Source organism: Streptomyces sp. NPDC029674, from assembly GCF_044903205.1.
Taxonomy (GTDB): domain Bacteria; phylum Actinomycetota; class Actinomycetes; order Streptomycetales; family Streptomycetaceae; genus Streptomyces.
Window position 1 is genome coordinate 218,483 of record NZ_JBJDPY010000005.1, and the last position, 16,531, is coordinate 235,013.

Consider the following 16,531-nt stretch of genomic DNA (forward strand, 5'->3'; position numbering starts at 1 on the left):
CCCCTCGCGGGAGGCGCCGCGGGCGCGTCTCCCGCTGTTCACGCGGTGGCCCCTTCGTGTTCGTGGCGGCGGCGAAGTCTGGCCGCTGTCACCGAACGCGTACCCCAGGAGGCCCCTGATGTCCCCGCACGCAGTCCGCAAGGAGCGTGTCCGCCGCTCCATAGCCGTCGGCATACCGCTCGCCGTGATCGCCGCCCGCACGGCAGCCGGCACCGCGACGGGCCGGCAGACGAGCGGCGATCACGGCACGGCACGGGTCACCAAGGTCGCCACCCTGGGGGACATACCTCTCGGCCCCTTCAGCAACGCGCTGCTTCCCGGAACGGTGAAGAACGATCGTGGCGTCGATCTCGGCGGCATCGGCAGCGACCTCTACCCGACGGGCCGCAAAGGCGAGTTCTGGACGGTGACCGACCGGGGCCCCAACGGTCAGATCAAGGTGGACGGCAAGAAGCGCCGCACCTTCCCCATCCCCGGCTTCGACCCGGCGATCGTGAAGATCCGCCTCCACGGGGCGAAAATCGAGGTCGTCTCCGCGCTGCCGCTCACGACTTCCTCCGGGAAGCCCGTCACAGGCCTGCCCAACCAAGAAGGCCGCGACGAGGCCCCGTACACGTATGACGCGAAGGCTCCCGTCTCGTACGACCCGAATGGCCTGGACACCGAAGGCATCGTGCGGGCCGCGGACGGCAGTTTCTGGTTGGCCGACGAGTACGGACCCTCACTGATCCATGTCTCCGCGCGCGGGAAGGTCATCAAGCGCTACGTTCCCCGGGGGCTGAAGCTGCGCGGCGCCGGCTATCCGGTGGTCGAGGCGCTGCCGGGCGTTCTGCTGCACCGCAAGACGAACCGTGGCTTCGAAGGCCTGACGCAACTCCCCGGCGGAGACCTCGTGATGGCCGTGCAGAGTCCGCTGGCCCTTCCGGACGAGGACGCCGGTGACGAATCGCGTACGGCGCGACTGCTGCGCTTCTCTCCGAAGAAGCAGAAGGTCACCGCCGAGTACGCCTACCGGTTCGATGCCGTGGGCATCGTGGACCCCGGCGAGGACGACACCTCGGAGCTGAAGATCTCCTCCGTAGTGGCCATCGGACGCGATCGGCTCCTCGTTCAGGAGCGGACCGACAAGGCCGCGCGACTCCAGACGGTCACTCTGGACCGCAGGTCGAACATCGTCGGCGGCAAGTGGGACGAGGCCACGACATGGCCCTCCTTGGAGCAGCTCGACGATCCCGCCGCCTCCGGAGTGCCCGTCCTCGACAAGCGGCTGGTGGTCGACCTGGGTGCCGTCGAGGGCGTGCCCGACAAGATCGAAGGCGTCGCCAGGGTCGACAGCCGCACCCTTGCCCTCATCAATGACAACGACTTCGGGATGAGCGACGGGCCCGAGGCCTTCGACCGGCGAGGGCGGCTGGTCGACAGTGGTGTGGAGACCACGGTGACGTACGTGAGGCTCCCGGAAAAGTACTGACTCCGAAGTATCGCCTTGAGGTGCTGGCGTCGAAGTACTGGCCGTCGAAATACTGGTTTCGAAGCGACGCCCCGTCAGGACAGTGGCTTGGTGAGCTTGCGCTTTCCCGGGCCGCTGTCCCCCGCCAGACTGCACGCAACGTTGTCGATGCCCACCTTGTAGCCCGTTGCGTCGGGATACTGCACCAGAGTGCCTCGTACGGTTCCCGAGGGTTGGTTACGCGCCTTGCGCTGCAGTGGGCCTTCGCAGAGGGCGGCCGCCGCCTTCTTGAGGGCCTGATCGGTCGTATAGGTGCCCTTCAGTTCGGCGAACTCGACGACTTCGGCGTCATGCGGTCCATTGCACGACCTCTTCGCGGCCTGCCCCGGCTTGCTGCTGTCGACGTTGAAGCAGTCCCCCGTCTTCAGCAGGTAGTACGGGACTTGGTCACCAGCGGGTGAGGAGGGCACGAGGGAGTTCAGGTCGCTCGGGAAGTCCGTCGGAAGGGAGGGAATGCCAGTGGGCAGCGACGGGACATCGCTCGGTAATCCAGTGGGCAGCTCGGTCGGGATCTGCGACGGGACGCTCAGAGAGGGAGTGGGTTCCGGCGTCGTGTCCTTGCTGCTCTCGACGGGCTCCTTCTTGTCGTCGCTGTCGTCGCCGGTGGCCACGAGGACAGCGGCGATGACGGCTCCCACCGCCACGATGATCGCCAGCAGGACGAACAGCCCGTTACGCCGCCCTGGTGGCCCACCGGGAGGCGGGCCGGTCGGCCATCCCCCACTGCCGGGAGGCGGCCCGTAACCGCCGCCTGGTGGTGGGCCGAACCCGCCCCCGCCCGGTGGCGGACCACTGGGCGGGGGCGGAGGGGGCTGCGGAGGTACGGGCGGCATGGCCATACCATCAAGCGTCGCCTCGAACCGGTCCTCAGGCGACCCCCGTGCGCGAACTGACGGAGCGTCGGCTGACGAGAGCGCTCAGCCCCGAGCCGCCAGCAGGTGATCCATGGCCAGCTGGTCGAGCCGTTCGAAAGCCATCCCGCGCGCCGCGGCCGCCTCCACGTCGAACGCCTCGAAAGCCTCCCTGTCCGCGAGCAGCCCGGACAGCCCGTCCTCGGCGGTGGGAACCGCCAGTTCGTCGAGCCGCGCGGCGCGCAACGCCTCACGCACCTCGGGATCGGCCCGGAACGCGGCCGCCCGCTCCCGCAGGATCAGGTAGTTGCGCATACACCCCGCGGCCGACGCCCACACTCCTTCGAAGTCCTCCGTACGCGGCGGCTTGAAGTCGAAGTGCCGTGGGCCGTCGTAACCGCCCCTCTCCAGGAGGTCCACCAGCCAGAAGGCGCTGCGCAGATCCCCCGCGCCGAACCGCAGATCCTGGTCGTACTTGATGCCCGTCTGACCGTTGAGGTCGATGTGGAAGAGCTTGTCCGCCCACAGCGCCTGGGCAATGGAGTGCGGGAAGTTCAGGCCCGCCATCTGCTCGTGGCCCACTTCGGGGTTGACGCCGAACAGTTCGGGCCGCTCCAGGCGCTCGATGAAGGCGAGGGCGTGACCGACGGTGGGCAGCAAGATGTCGCCACGCGGCTCGTTCGGCTTCGGCTCGATCGCGAACCGCAGGTCATAGCCCTGCTCGGTCACGTACGCGGCGAGGAGGTCGAAGGCCTCCTTCATGCGGTCGAGCGCATGGCCCACGTCCTTCGCGGCGCCGGACTCCGCGCCCTCCCTGCCTCCCCACGCGACGTAGGTTTGCGCGCCCAGTTCCACCGCGAGGTCGATGTTGCGGATCGTCTTGCGCAGCGCGTAGCGGCGTACGTCGCGGTCGTTGGCGGTGAACGCGCCGTCCTTGAAGACGGGGTGGGTGAAGAGGTTCGTGGTGGCCATCGGCACGACGAGACCGGTCGCGTCCAGCGCCTGCCGGAAGCGCTTGATGTGACCCTCCCGTTCCGATTCGGACGATCCGAAGGGGATCAGGTCGTCGTCGTGGAACGTCACTCCGTAGGCACCCAGTTCGGCAAGGTGTCGCACCGAGTCGGCCGGGTCGAGCGCGGCCCTGGTGGCGTCCCCGAACGGATCCCTGCCCTGCCAGCCGACGGTCCACAGACCGAAGCTGAACTTGTCCTCAGGAGTGGGCTGGTAGTTCATGTACGGCTCCCTCACCTATTTCGTCATGGCACTTTACAAATTAGTATCCGAGGGCGCCGCTGGGAAGGTCGGGGAAGGAACTTCGGAGCGCACCCGGAGACAACCGCAGGAACGGAGACCGTCATGTCATCAGCGCCCACGGCCCAGGGACCCCTCGTGGTCGGCGTGGACAGCTCCACCCAGTCCACCAAGGTCCTGGTCGTCGACGCGGCCACCGGCCGGGTCGTCGCGAGCGGCCAGGCTCCGCACCGCGTCAGCACGGGCGAGCACCGCGAAAGCGACCCCCAGGAGTGGTGGAACGCTCTGTGCGCGGCTCTCGAACAATGCGGTCGGGCCGCCCGCGAGGCGACCGCCGTGTCCATCGGCGGCCAGCAGCACGGGCTCGTCACGCTCGACAGGGACGGCAGGCCGGTGCGGCCTGCGCTGCTCTGGAACGACGTGCGGTCGGCCCCGCAGGCCCGGAGCCTCGTCGAGCGCCTCGGCGGCCCCAAGGAGTGGGCCGACCGGATCGGCAGCGTTCCCGGACCTTCCTTCACCGTGACGAAGTGGGCCTGGCTCGCCGAGCACGAGCCCACCTCGGCCCGCGCCACAGCCGCGGTACGCCTCCCCCACGACTACCTCACGGAACGCCTCACGGGTCTCGGCACCACCGACCGCGGCGACGCCTCCGGAACAGGCTGGTGGGCGTCGGAAGCGGAACAGTACGACGAGGGCATCCTCGACATGGTCGGTCTCGACCCGGCGCTGTTGCCCCGTGTCGCCCGTCCCGGTGAGGTTGTCGGAACGGTGCGGGACGGCGACGAGCTGCCCTTCTCCAGAGGCACACTGGTCGCACCCGGCACCGGCGACAACGCGGCGGCCGCCCTGGGGCTCGGACTGCGCCCCGGCACACCGGTGCTGAGCCTCGGCACCTCCGGCACCGTGTACGCGGTCTCTCGACACCGTCCCGCCGACCCGACCGGCACCGTCGCGGGCTTCGCCGACGCACGCGGCGCGTGGCTACCGCTGGCCTGCACCCTCAACTGCACGCAGGCCGTCGACCGGGTGGCCGCGCTGCTCAACCTGGAGCGCGACGCCGTGGAACCCGGGGGCTCCGTCACGCTCCTGCCCTACCTGGACGGCGAGCGTACGCCGAACCTGCCGCACTCCTCCGGAGTGCTGCACGGCCTGCGTCACGACACGTCGCCCGGGCAGTTGCTCCAGGCCGCGTACGACGGAGCCGTGCACTCGCTGCTCGGCGCGCTCGACCTTGTCCTGGACCCCGACGCCGACCGGTCTTCCCCGCTGCTGCTCATCGGAGGCGGAGCGCGCGGCACGGCCTGGCAGGAAACCGTACAGCGCCTCTCCGGACGTCCCGTTCAGATCCCCCAGGCCCAGGAGCTCGTCGCGCTCGGCGCCGCGGCACAGGCGGCGGGCTTGCTGACCGGTGAGGATCCCAGTGCGATCGCGCGCCGCTGGGGCACGGCCCGCGGACCCGTGCTCGACCCCGTGGACCGGGACGACGCAACGCTGTCCCGGATCTCCGGGGTACTCTCCGACGCGGCGCCGCTCCTGGACAGGGCGCCCCATGGGGAGTGAGGACTGACCGAGGCATGACCGCACCGCTGCACGACGAGCGCCGGGGTACGTCCGGCGCGCGGCTGCCCGACACCCAGCAGGCGATGCGCCGCCGCAACCTGTCCCGGGTGATGCACGCCGTGGCGGCGCACGGCCCGCTGTCCCGTGCCGCCGTCGCCTCCCGCATCGGGCTGACGCGGGCCGCCGTCTCCACGCTGGTGGACGAGTTGATCCGCTCCGGGCTGCTGGACGAGCTGGGTCCCGAGCGGCCGGGCCGGGTGGGCCGCCCCGGGTCCGCCCTCGCGGTCAGTGCGCGGGGGCCCGTCGGCATCGGCGCCGAGGTGGGTGTCGACCACCTCGCGGTGTGTGCGGTCGATCTGAGTGGAGAGGTCCGTGCGCGCGCTGTGCGGCGGGCCGGGAACCGTGGACGCTCGCCCGTGCCGGTCCTGGAAGAACTCGCCGATCTCGTGGATGAGGTGAGCGCAGAGGCCCGCCGGGCAGGCCTGTCCCCCGCGGGCCTAGCGGTGGCCGTGCCCGGGCTTGTCGCCCGCGACACGCGGACCGTCGTCCGCGCCCCCAACCTCGGATGGCACGACATCGACCTGAGCCGGCTCCTCCCCACCGAGATGCCGCTGACAGTGGACAACGAGGCCAACTTTGGTGCGCTCGCCGAGCTATGGCTCGGAGAAGCATCGCCCGAGGACTTCCTTCACGTCTCCGCCGAGATCGGCATCGGTGCCGCACTCGTCGTCGACGGTCGGCTGCTGCGCGGCACACGGGGTTTCGCAGGCGAATTGGGGCATATACCCGTGCATCCCGACGGGCCGGCCTGTCCCTGCGGGGGCCGTGGCTGTCTGGAGCAGTACGCGGGCGAGGAAGCGGTTCTGCGCGCGGCGGGCCTGAGCCCCGGTGACGGACCGGCTGAGCTCTTGGCCGAGAGCGCCGCCGCGGGCGACGAAACAGTGCGACGAGCGCTCCACGACGCCGGCACGGCACTGGGCATCGCGCTCACCGGCGCGGTCAATCTGCTGGACCCGCGGGCCGTCGTACTGGGCGGCGCACTGTCTCGCCTCGCGCCGTGGCTGCTGCCCGCTCTCGAGCAGGAACTGATGGAACGCACCGCTGGTCGGGCCTGCGGAGTGACGGTGTCCGGCCTCGGACCGGACGGCCCGCTGCTGGGGGCGGCGCATTCGGTGGCGCGGGCGGTGCTGGATGATCCAGCGGGTTTGAGCGTAAGCATGACATCGGCGTGAGTGTGATCGCGGCGCCGGCGTGAACGTGGGGTCGGGGTGAGGGTGCGTCGGCCTGCGCATGGCGTCGGGGCGAGCGTGCGTCGGCCTGAGCGTGGCACTGGCGTGAGCGTGGCTACGGCTTGCGCGTGACGACGGCGCGAACTTGTCGCAGCGAGCCTGGGCCGGATGAGGATGCCGGCCACCTCTCCCCCGATCGGGTGGTCGGGATATCCACAATCACGCTGCTATGCACAGATCCAGGCAGCGCCCTTCCGCCTCAACCACCCAGCGCCGTAACGTAATTCACGCGAGGCCCCGCTGCCCTGGCGACAGCGACAGCGACAGCGACAGCGACGGCGGTGGCGACAGCGACAGCGGTGGCGACGCGGATCGGGGGATTCAAATGTCGGGGAAAGCTCTCAAAAGTTACTGTCCGAGCTCACCGCACCTGTGTCGTGCACAAGCCCGGACATCGGAACGTGGATGGTGGTGGGAGTCGAGAACGACCTGCCCATCCGGCCGGAGTGGAGCGGCACAGCGATGAATGACCCGCAGACCCTGACCGTACGGCCTGGGCCGGACGAGTACACCTGGACGTTCGGCGGTGCCCTCCCCGTCGCGGGCATAGCTCCGGGCACGGTCATCGACCTGTTCACTGAGGACTGTTTCGCGGGAAACGTGCGCTCGGAGAAGGACTTGGTCTCCGAAGTCTGCAAGTTGCCGTTCTTGAACCCGCAGACCGGTCCCTTCCATGTGGAGGGCGCGGAGCCGGGCGACACCATCGCCGTGCACCTCGTGCCGATCGGACCGGCCCGCGACTGGGCGGCCTCCACGACGGTCACCCGCGAACTGCACGCGCGGCTGCGTCAGATATCCGGCTCGCTACCACGCGAATCGGACCACCGTCCCTCCTGAGACCCAGCGCCTTCGCCAGGGCGGCCTCTCCCGTCCGGAGACCGGCGCTGCGTCTCTCAGCCGCAGTTGATCTCACCACCAGGTGAGCTCCCCAAGTACAGCGCCAGTCAAGCCGTTCTCTCTCCCCCCCCCACCCACCACCACCGAGAGGCAGACCAGTCATGGATCGAGTAAGACGCTCCCCGAGCAGGCGTCGGCTGCTGCAGGGTGCGGTCGCCGCAGCCGTACCCGCGGTGCTCCTGCCCGCCACCCGCGCGACCGCCGGACCCCAGGCGGTCGACTACCCCCTGGCCGAGTGGGTGCCGGCCAGTACCTCCAACTACACGGCGGCCAGCCGCCCCAGCACCTATCCCATCGACTACGTGGTCATTCACGTCACGCAGGAGACGTACGCGGACACCCTCGCCATCTTCCAGAACCCGGCGAAGCGGGTGTCGGCCCACTACGTGGTGCGATCCAAGGACGGCCACATCGCCCAGTGCGTCCGCGATCGCAACGTCGGTTGGCACGCGGGCAACTGGTCCTACAACACACGCAGCATCGGCATCGAACACGAAGGGTGGGTGGACAAACCCGAGTACTTCACCAACGCGATGTACGAGCAGTCCGCGGCGCTGACCGCCGCGATCTGTTCGAAGTACGGCATCCCGAAGGACCGTGAGCACATCATCGGTCACCATGAGGTCCCCGGTGCGGACCATACGGATCCGGGGCCGCTCTGGGACTGGACGCGCTATCTACGCCTCGTCAACTTCGCCTGAACCACCGCGTCCTTGTCGGCTTCCCTCTCCGGGGTGACGATGGCAGCACCGCATCGCCGTCCCGGGAGGCCGAGTTGACCGATCCATGGGTGGCCCTGGAACCCGGCACTGATCCCGTCGAGCGGCTGCGGGTGGTGCGCCGGGCCCATGAGAGGTTCACCGACGCAGGGACGATCTCCCGTCCGGTGCGTTCGGTGGTGGCCGACTCGTGGCGGAGATCGGCCAGGGCACGGGTGAGTCCGGAGGCCACCGGAGCGGCGGTGGAGCTGACCGACGGCGACCTCGGGACGTATCGGGCCGAGCATCCGTTGGCGCGGGTCATGCCGCTGTTCCGTGAGCTGATGGGGAGCTTTGCGGCGGACGGGGAGCATCTTCTCGCCGTGTGCGACGCGCAGGGCAGGTTGTTGTGGGTCGAGGGGCACGCGGTGACGCGTCAGCGGGCGGGACGGATGAACTTCGTGCCGGGCGCGCGGTGGGCGGAATCCGCCATGGGGACGAACGCGCCGGGGACAGCGGTCGCCGTGGACCGGCCGGTACAGGTCTTCGCCACTGAGCACTTCATGCGGCGTGTGCAGCCGTGGACGTGTGCGGCGGCTCCCGTGCACGATCCGCGGACCGGGCGGCTGATCGGCGCGGTCGACATCACCGGCGGGGACGGCCTCGCGCACCCGCACAGTCTCGCCTTCGTGCAGGCGGTCGCGCGGGCCGCCGAGTCCCAGCTGGCGCTGCTCACTCCGCCGATGCGAGCAGGTGACAAGGTGGAGCTGGCCGCTTTGGGCCGGGATGAGGCGCTGCTGCTCGCGGGTGGGCGAAAGGTGCGGCTGAGCAGGAGGCACAGCGAGATCGTCGTACTGCTGGCCCGTCATCCGGAGGGACTGGCGGGGGACGAGTTGTTGTACGCGTTGTACGAGGACGAGTCGGTGCCGCAGGTGACGTTGCGGGCGGAGATGGCACGGCTGCGGCGGGTGCTCGGCGCCGAGTTGGTGCGGTCTCGGCCGTACAGGCTGGCGGTGCCTGTCGAGTGCGATGTCGACACGGTCGAGCGTCGTCTGGGGGCGGGTGCGGTGGCGGCGGCCGCGGCGGCGTATGCCGGTCCCTTGCTGCCGCAGTCGCAGGCTCCCGCTCTCGTCCGGCTCCGCCGCAGGCTCGCCGACCAGCTGCGGGCCGCGCTCGTCGACCGCAACGACCCCGATCTCCTCGCGGACTGGGTGCACGCTTCCTGGGGAGAGGACGACCTGCCGGTGTGGCGGGCGCTGGCCGCGTTGCGTCCGACGGCTCCGGTGCTGGCCCGTTTGAGGGAGTTGGACGCCGAGTTGACGTCTGCCGGCCGCGAGCGCGGCGGGGCCGGCCGTTGAGCCGACAGGACCCCACGCTCCCCACTCCCACCGGCCGGACGCAGGGCCGCGTGGGTGACGTACGAGGAGAGGTGCGCAACGTCGATGCAACGTCCGGGCTCCTAGCCTCCGGGCGAAAGCTGCCCAACGGCGGGCAGCCTTCCCCGGGAGGCCAGCCAAGATGACCCGTTACGCAGCGCCCGGCACCGAGGGCGCGATCGTCTCCTACCAGTCTCGATACGACCACTTCATCGGCGGCGAGTATGTGGCGCCGGCCCGTGGCCAGTACTTCGAGAACCCGAGCCCGGTCAACGGCCGGCCCTTCACCGAGATCGCCCGGGGCACCGCGGAGGATGTTGAGCGAGCCCTCGACGCGGCGCACGCGGCCGCACCCGCCTGGGGACGTACGTCCGTCACCGGGCGCGCGGACGTGCTGTTGAAGATCGCCGATCGAATGGAGGCCAACCTCGAACAGCTCGCGATCGCCGAGAGCTGGGAGAACGGCAAACCGGTCCGCGAGACGCTGGCCGCCGACATTCCGCTGGCCATCGACCACTTCCGGTACTTCGCGGGCGTCATCCGCGCGCAGGAGGGGTCGCTGAGCGAGCTCGACGAGGACACCATCGCGTACCACTTCCACGAGCCGCTCGGCGTCGTCGCGCAGATCATTCCGTGGAACTTCCCGATCCTCATGGCCACATGGAAGCTGGCCCCGGCCCTCGCCGCCGGGAACGCCGTCGTCCTCAAACCCGCCGAACAGACGCCGGCCTCCATCCACTACTGGATGAGCCTGGTCGCCGATCTGCTGCCGCCGGGCGTCATCAACATCGTCAACGGGTTCGGGGTCGAGGCGGGCAAGCCGCTGGCCTCCAGCCCGCGCGTCGCCAAGGTCGCGTTCACCGGCGAGACCACCACGGGGCGGCTGATCATGCAGTACGCCTCCGAGAACATCAAGCCGGTGACGTTGGAGTTGGGCGGCAAGTCGCCGAACATCTTCTTCGACGACGTGTGGGCGGCCAACGACGACTTCAGGGACAAGGCGCTCGAAGGCTTCACGATGTTCGCCCTCAATCAGGGTGAGGTGTGCACCTGTCCGTCGCGGGCGCTGGTGCAGCGCGGTCACTACAGCGAGTTCCTCGACGCGGCGATCGCGCGCACCGAACAGATCAAGGCCGGGCATCCCCTCGACACCGACACCATGATCGGAGCGCAGGCTTCCAATGACCAGCTGGAGAAGACCCTCTCCTACCTGGACATCGGCCAGCAGGAGGGCGCCAAAGTACTGACGGGCGGGCAGCGCGTGGAGTACGACGGCGAGTTGGCCGGGGGCTACTACGTCCAGCCGACGATCTTCGAAGGCAACAACCGCATGCGGATCTTCCAGGAGGAGATCTTCGGGCCGGTCGTGTCGGTCGCTTCGTTCAACGACTTCGACGACGCCATCAAGATCGCCAACGACACGCTCTACGGCTTGGGGGCGGGCGTGTGGACGCGTGACATCAACACGGCGTACCGCGCGGGCCGCGCGCTCCAGGCCGGCCGCGTCTGGACGAACTGCTACCACGCCTACCCCGCGCACGCGGCGTTCGGTGGCTACAAGCAGTCCGGGATCGGCCGCGAAACGCACAAGATGATGCTGGAGCACTACCAGCAGACGAAGAACCTTCTGGTGTCGTACTCGGCGAAGAAGCTCGGCTTCTTCTAGGGTACAAAAAAAGGCGCCTGACCTGGTCTTTTGCCCGTCAGGCGCCTTCCGTGCGGCCCGCTCAGCGCAGGGCCCGGTTTGCGTTGTAACTTCCAGTTTCTCCCACCGCTGTCCCCCTTCTGACCAGCTGTTCCGGACCAGTCACGGACCAAAACCCCGACTCAGCCCTCACTCGCCATCCCCTTGCCAACGCGGTCCCACTCCTCCATCGACTGCTCGATGAGGCGGTTGGCCTGCTCCCGGACGCCGTCCAGGAACTTGGTGTAGTGGCGGAAGAGGACCTCGATGCTCTGGCCCGCGCGGCGAGCACATTCGGCCGGGTCCACACCGGAGTACAGCCAGAACGAGATCCCGGCGTGCCGCAGATCGTAGGGCCGCTTGGCCAACCCGGAGGCGAGTTCCGTGCGCGTGAGGACATACTTCCGTGCCCGCGCCCACGTCGTGCCATACGCAGCTGCCTCCACGTAGTTGCCGGCCTGGTTCCGGAACAGCCGCCCGTCACGAACTGCGGCGGGATCGGCACAGGTCGGGTCGCGGTAGCCGCACGGCGCTTGAGCGAGTGCACCTCGTGCACCGCGCCGTCGTCCGTCCAGTCCTTGCCTGCGGTGACGACGCCGCCCGAAAGGTTGAGCATCCCCCACCCAGTTTTAGGGAGGTGGCACTGGTCGAGCGCTGACGGAGGCAACCGCGGACGAACGGATGACCTGGTACACCGAAGGACCGGCGGGCCCGGAGCCGCTGTGGCTGTGGCTGTGGCTGAGCGAGATGGGGCTGCCGCTCCAGCCGCATTCCTGGAACAACGTCTTCACGGCGGCGAATCGGCGGTGCCGGGCGGTACTCGATTCGGAATTGGAGCGTCGGCTGGACCCTCACCGCAGCCTGGCGCCGTACGCGACGCCGCATTCCTGCCGGCACAGCCAGGACCTGTTGGGTCATGATGTCAGATCTCCAGGCGCTATACCACGATCTGATCCGCTACGAAACCGAGCTGTGGAACGCCATCGACGCCCGGCTGCGCAGCGAATGCGATTTCCCGCTGACCTGGCTGGAGATTCTGCGGATGCTGGAGCACACCGGCGGCTGCCGGGTTCAGGACATGGCCCGCGAGTTCGCCATCACCGTCGGCGGCACCAGTAAAGTCGTTGACCGCATCCAGGCCGCGGGCTACTGCGGCCGCCGCCCGAATCCGGGCGACGGCCGGGTCTTCGAGGAAGAGCTCGATCTGCGGATCGGATCCGTTCTCCATCACCAGGCCCAGCAACAATGCGCCGCCACCTTGCGCACCCTGCGCACGGCGGGCCATGCGCGCGACGCCAAGATCCGCACCCCACGCTCGGCCCAGGGCGCGCCGGACACAGCTTCCCGGTAGGCCGCCCTTCGGCCGATGGTGCGACATGCCCCATGGGGCCACGGTTATCAACTGTTACGGGTGTTTCACAGGCCGATGTCGGTGAGCCACTGGCCGGTGGTGCGGGGGGTGATGCCGAGGAGCTTCTGAGCAGAGTCCTCGGGAGTGATGGAGTGGTCAGGAAGCGCGCTCATGGCCTGGTAGAGGCCGGCGACGTCGGCGGCGGGGCCCTCGCCGATCACGGGCGCGACGGAGGCCCGCATCTGCTCGGGAGTGATCGGCTCGAAGATCACGCGCTTGCCGAAATGAGTGCCGAACGCCTCGGCCAGGTCCGCTCCTGTGATCGCCGGGTACTGGCCGACCGAAACCACGCCGGTGACGTCGTGGCGGTCGAACAGGGCGACAGCGACATCAGCGATGTCGAGGTGGGATGCCCAGGAGACCGGGAAATCGCCACGGATCGGGTAAGGCAGCGCACCCCGTTCGCGTACGGCGTCCATGACGTACGGCATGAGGAGGTTCTCCAGGTACAGCGTGGGCGCGATCACCGCATGTGACACCCCGCTGCCCGCCAGGCCGCCGGCCAGCAGTGCGGCCGCACCGCCGAGGGCGGGGTCGGTCGGGGCACCGCTGGTGGAGAACACCACCCGGGCCGGTCGGGCCGCGTTGACGGCGGTGACGATGGTGCGGGCGTAGGCGAGGCGGTCCTATTCGGACACCACCGGCAAGTGGACGAACACCCCGTCGGCACCCCGGTACGCCTCGGTGAGCTCCTCCACGGAGGAGTAGCTGGCGGCCACCACGCGCGCGCCGTCCACGACGGCGTCCGGGTTGCGGGTCAGGGCGGTGACGGGCTTGCCCGCGGCGACGAGGGCAGCGACGACAGGGGCACCTTGGGCGCCGGTGGCGCCGTGAATCACGTAGGTCATGAATCCATTAGTGCATACGGTGCACCGGTTACATCAACTGCACTAATGGAGTTACCGTCAAGAACATGACCGACCCCGAACCCTGTCTGCCCGAGTGCGGAGTCGCCCGCTTCCTCACCCTCCTCAACGGGCCGTGGGCAACCCTGATCGTGCGTGAACTGCTGCCCGGGCCGCTTCGCTTCAACCAGCTGCGTGAGGCCCTGCCCGGCATCAGCCCGCATACCCTGACCAGCCGGCTGCGCCAGTTCGAACGGCACGGCATCGTCACCCGCACCACCTACGCGGAAATCCCGCCGCGCGTCGTGTACGAGCTCACGCCCCTCGGTCAAGGGCTGCGCAACGTCCTGGAGGCCATGGGGGACTGGGCCCTTGCGGTGCCGGATCCCGGAACCGACGCCACCGTCTGACATGGCTGCCCTGGGGCCGTGAACGTGGTCACGGGGCTCCGGCGGTCCCGGGGCGTCAACCATCGAGGACCTGGACTTCGCCGGGCGCCGCTGTCAGGTCAAGGCCAAGGCCACGAAGGCGAAGTCCCGCCGCCAGGGCCAGGCACGCGAGAATATTTCGCGCTGGAGACCGTCTACTGGGACGCGGGCACCGCCCGGCTGCTGCCCCGCCTGCTGAAGGGCCGCACCCGGGGGCCGGTGTTTGTCACCCGCCGCTGCGCCGGTCCAGGGAAGATCGTCAGCCCCCGGGATGTGTGCCCGGACACCGGGTTCGCGCGGCTCTCGTACGGGCAGACCCGGGCCCTACTCGACGAGCACACCGCCGTACGCGGGCCGGGTACTGGCTGGGACCTGCACAAGTTCCGCCGCTCCTTCCTGGCCCGCTTCGGCGAGGAGGGCGCTTCCCTGCTGATGCTGGTGGCGAAGTCCCAGCACAAGAAACCGGAGAACGTCCGCTGCCACTTCAAGCCCTCCCCGGAGGCCATCGCCGAGTTCACCAGCCTGCTTGCGCCGGGTGACAGCGGGCGCCGAGTCACCCGGCAGCCGGCGTCAGGCCGTCAGGGCCGGCTTGAGTACGTCCTGGCACCACTGGCGGAAGCTGGTCGGTCCGGCGGTCTGCAGGGTGCGCTGCTCGGCGTCGTAGATGCCGGCGTTCTGGGCTGTGGCCATGTCGACCAGTCCCTGTGCCTATCCGTCGGTCATCCCGTACTGCAGCATCGTCGTCTTGTGTGCCTCGCTGCTGACTTGCTGGAAGCGGACCGGTCGTTCCAGGACCTCGGTCAGGACCTCGGCCATGCCGTTGGGGGACAGCGCGTCGGGGCCGATCACCGGGACGCTGCCCTGTCCGCTCCAGGAGTCGTCGAGCAGCAGGTCGGCAGCCGCCGCGGCGATGTCGCGGGTGGCGACGGTCGCGAGGTGGCGGTCCGCGGAGTTCGCCAGGAAGAACGTCCCCTGGCTCTTGATCACCTCGATCTGGCCGAGCAGGTTCTCCATGAAGAACGGCATGGCCAGCGACCGGTAGTTCACGCCGGTGCTCTCGAGCAGCTCGTCCATCGCGAACGCGGGTGACAGGAGCCCGGCGGGCTTGCCGTACGCACGGCCCAAGCTGGAGACGCCGATGACGCGCTGGACTCCTTGGCTCTTGATCGCGTCGCACGCCGGCCGGGTGAGGTCCAGGTAGTAGTCCTCGACGTTGTCGGCCTGGGGGTTCGGGGGCACCAACCACAGCACGCTGTCGGCGCCCGCGAACGCCTCGGCGACAACGTCGCTGTGGCCGTGCGACCCCTGGACGATCTCTACGCGCTCGCGGACCTGCGGGGAGAGGCGGGCGGGGTCGCGGGCGATCACGCGGATCGGCTGACCGCTGTCGAGGAGCCTGGCAAGGGTCTGGTGGCCGATCTGGCCAGTGGGGGCGGTGACGACGATCATGGAAACCTCCGGGAGGGATTGCTTCGAGGATGTGACGGTGCGCCTTCAGATCGTTGCCCGCCGACACCGTTTCCACTGATAACGAAAACACGTTATCACCGAGTCGGCAAATCGCTAACGAGCTTCCGTTAACATTGGAAACATGGAGACCGATCGCCCTTCCTCTGCGGACAGCCACCGTGCCCGGATCATCACCGCCGCAGCCCGGCTCCTCGCCGAAAGCGGCCGCGAGGCGGTATCGACCCGGGCAGTGAGCGCTGCGGTCGGCGTCCAGGCCCCGACCATCTACCGTCTCTTCGGCGACAAGCAGGGCCTGCTCGACGCGGTGGCCGCCGACGGGTTCGCCGCGTACCTGAACGAAAAGGCCGACCTCACGCCCAGCGGCGACCCGGTCGAGGACCTGCGCGCCGCATGGAATATGAACATCGGCTTCGGCCTCGCCAACCCAGCCCTGTACGCCCTTATGTACGGCGAGCCCCGTCCCGACGCGAGTCCGCCGGCAGCGCTCGCCGCAGCCGAAGTCCTCGCCGCCCGCATTCACCGGATCGCCGCGGTGGGCAGGCTTCGGGTCGATGAGGAACGCGCCGCGCAACTCGTCCACGCCGTCGGCGTCGGCACAGTCCTCAAACTGATCGCCACTCCGGAAGACCGACGAGATCTCACCGTGTCCGACCTGGCACGGGAAGCGGTCATCGCCGCGATCATCACAGACGCCCCCGCCCCGGCCGAGCCCGGGCCGACCGGCGCTGCGGTCGCCCTCCGTGCAGTCCTCCCGCAGACTTCCGCACTGAGCGCCAACGAGCGCAGCCTGCTTACGGAATGGCTCGACCGCATCGCCAGATGCTGATACCCCTCCTCACTCGTCGTCGGTAGCGTCCGGATCGCGCAGCGGCCGCAGGCCGCCAGGCAGTTCGGGAAGCTGGAACGAGTACCGGCCGAGCATGTTGATGTGGTGCCGGACGAACGGGGAGAGGCGGGCCACATCCTCGTCGCGGACATCGAACCCGTGCTCGCGCAGTTGCTGCACGGCGGCGTCCATGACCGGGTGTTGAACAGCACCAGGGGGGGGTGAGCGCGTGGCGGCCTTCCTGGAGGTTGGTCTGCACTTTGCTCTTCCGCCGGTAACCGGGTTCGTCGGGCAGGCGCAGGATGTGCAGGGTCTTGGCGATCCGCCCGCCCGTAGTGGGCGATCGCGTCGCCCAGCGGGGTGGGTCGGCCGTCCCGGGACAGCATCCGGATCACGTCGCAGGCGCGCACGGCCCCGGTGTGGATGGAGCCGAGG

At 69.2% G+C, this 16,531-nt stretch carries 14 protein-coding genes and 4 pseudogenes; 11 read left to right on the forward strand and 7 right to left on the reverse strand.

Annotated features, from left to right (window positions below):
- Window positions 1-118: 118 nt before the first annotated feature.
- On the forward strand, window positions 119-1,471 hold the full coding sequence (locus tag ACI2L3_RS14415; protein ID WP_404752680.1) for an esterase-like activity of phytase family protein: 1,353 nt from the start codon (window positions 119-121) through the stop codon (window positions 1,469-1,471).
- Between the two features lie 74 nt (window positions 1,472-1,545).
- On the opposite strand, the gene ACI2L3_RS14420 is transcribed toward ACI2L3_RS14415, so the two are convergent.
- Both ACI2L3_RS14420 and xylA read right to left on the reverse strand, forming a co-directional pair.
- Entirely contained in the window at window positions 1,546-2,148 is a 603-nt protein-coding gene (locus ACI2L3_RS14420; RefSeq protein ID WP_404752681.1) for a hypothetical protein, read from the reverse strand.
- A 279-nt stretch (window positions 2,149-2,427) separates the two neighbouring features.
- Window positions 2,428-3,594: a xylose isomerase gene (xylA, locus tag ACI2L3_RS14425; RefSeq protein ID WP_404752682.1), complete on the reverse strand. Its 1,167-nt coding sequence runs from the start codon at window positions 3,592-3,594 to the stop codon at window positions 2,428-2,430.
- A 123-nt stretch (window positions 3,595-3,717) separates the two neighbouring features.
- Here xylA and xylB point away from each other — a divergent pair, with 123 nt between their 5' ends.
- The 6 genes and pseudogenes from xylB to ACI2L3_RS14455 all read left to right on the forward strand — a co-directional run bounded on the left by xylB (window position 3,718) and on the right by ACI2L3_RS14455 (window position 11,098).
- Window positions 3,718-5,172 (forward strand): xylulokinase, encoded by a 1,455-nt coding sequence (xylB, locus tag ACI2L3_RS14430; RefSeq protein WP_404752683.1) that lies wholly within the window; start codon window positions 3,718-3,720, stop codon window positions 5,170-5,172.
- Between the two features lie 14 nt (window positions 5,173-5,186).
- The gene (locus ACI2L3_RS14435) at window positions 5,187-6,404 is read left to right on the forward strand and encodes an ROK family protein (protein WP_404752684.1); all 1,218 of its coding nucleotides are present in this window, start codon (window positions 5,187-5,189) and stop codon (window positions 6,402-6,404) included.
- Between the two features lie 519 nt (window positions 6,405-6,923).
- Window positions 6,924-7,223 (forward strand): annotated as a pseudogene (locus tag ACI2L3_RS14440) (acetamidase/formamidase family protein); the annotation flags it as partial.
- Between the two features lie 236 nt (window positions 7,224-7,459).
- Window positions 7,460-8,059: an N-acetylmuramoyl-L-alanine amidase gene (locus tag ACI2L3_RS14445; protein WP_404752685.1), complete on the forward strand. Its 600-nt coding sequence runs from the start codon at window positions 7,460-7,462 to the stop codon at window positions 8,057-8,059.
- A gap of 74 nt (window positions 8,060-8,133) precedes the next feature.
- Window positions 8,134-9,414 carry a GAF domain-containing protein gene (locus ACI2L3_RS14450; protein ID WP_404752686.1) on the forward strand — a complete coding sequence of 427 codons (1,281 nt, stop codon included), beginning with the start codon at window positions 8,134-8,136 and terminating at the stop codon, window positions 9,412-9,414.
- Window positions 9,415-9,574: 160 nt separating this feature from the next.
- Window positions 9,575-11,098: an aldehyde dehydrogenase family protein gene (locus ACI2L3_RS14455; protein WP_404752687.1), complete on the forward strand. Its 1,524-nt coding sequence runs from the start codon at window positions 9,575-9,577 to the stop codon at window positions 11,096-11,098.
- Window positions 11,099-11,259: 161 nt separating this feature from the next.
- Here the strand turns inward: ACI2L3_RS14455 and ACI2L3_RS14460 are convergent, their stop codons facing one another.
- Window positions 11,260-11,562, reverse strand: a complete 303-nt coding sequence (locus tag ACI2L3_RS14460; protein ID WP_404752688.1) for a hypothetical protein — start codon at window positions 11,560-11,562, stop codon at window positions 11,260-11,262.
- 470 nt (window positions 11,563-12,032) lie between these two features.
- Here ACI2L3_RS14460 and ACI2L3_RS14465 point away from each other — a divergent pair, with 470 nt between their 5' ends.
- Window positions 12,033-12,467, forward strand: coding sequence for a MarR family winged helix-turn-helix transcriptional regulator (locus ACI2L3_RS14465; RefSeq protein WP_404752689.1), 435 nt, complete (start codon window positions 12,033-12,035; stop codon window positions 12,465-12,467).
- 65 nt (window positions 12,468-12,532) lie between these two features.
- Here ACI2L3_RS14465 and ACI2L3_RS14470 read toward each other — a convergent pair whose 3' ends face one another.
- Both ACI2L3_RS14470 and ACI2L3_RS14475 read right to left on the reverse strand, forming a co-directional pair.
- A complete protein-coding gene (locus ACI2L3_RS14470; protein ID WP_404752690.1) occupies window positions 12,533-13,090 on the reverse strand; it encodes a hydroxylase in 558 nt (185 codons plus the stop codon).
- A 63-nt stretch (window positions 13,091-13,153) separates the two neighbouring features.
- The gene (locus tag ACI2L3_RS14475) at window positions 13,154-13,375 is read right to left on the reverse strand and encodes an NAD(P)H-binding protein (RefSeq protein ID WP_404752691.1); all 222 of its coding nucleotides are present in this window, start codon (window positions 13,373-13,375) and stop codon (window positions 13,154-13,156) included.
- A gap of 65 nt (window positions 13,376-13,440) precedes the next feature.
- Between ACI2L3_RS14475 and ACI2L3_RS14480 the strand changes: the two genes are divergently transcribed.
- Window positions 13,441-13,782: a winged helix-turn-helix transcriptional regulator gene (locus tag ACI2L3_RS14480; protein ID WP_404752692.1), complete on the forward strand. Its 342-nt coding sequence runs from the start codon at window positions 13,441-13,443 to the stop codon at window positions 13,780-13,782.
- A 61-nt stretch (window positions 13,783-13,843) separates the two neighbouring features.
- Window positions 13,844-14,349: pseudogene (locus ACI2L3_RS14485) on the forward strand (site-specific integrase); the annotation flags it as partial.
- Between the two features lie 21 nt (window positions 14,350-14,370).
- Here ACI2L3_RS14485 and ACI2L3_RS14490 read toward each other — a convergent pair.
- A pseudogene (locus tag ACI2L3_RS14490) lies at window positions 14,371-15,249 on the reverse strand (NAD(P)H-binding protein).
- Window positions 15,250-15,391: 142 nt separating this feature from the next.
- Here ACI2L3_RS14490 and ACI2L3_RS14495 point away from each other — a divergent pair.
- Window positions 15,392-16,096, forward strand: coding sequence for a TetR/AcrR family transcriptional regulator (locus ACI2L3_RS14495; RefSeq protein WP_404752693.1), 705 nt, complete (start codon window positions 15,392-15,394; stop codon window positions 16,094-16,096).
- Between the two features lie 9 nt (window positions 16,097-16,105).
- Here ACI2L3_RS14495 and ACI2L3_RS14500 read toward each other — a convergent pair.
- Window positions 16,106-16,530 (reverse strand): annotated as a pseudogene (locus tag ACI2L3_RS14500) (Tn3 family transposase); the annotation flags it as partial.
- Between the last annotated feature and the right edge of the window lies 1 nt (window position 16,531).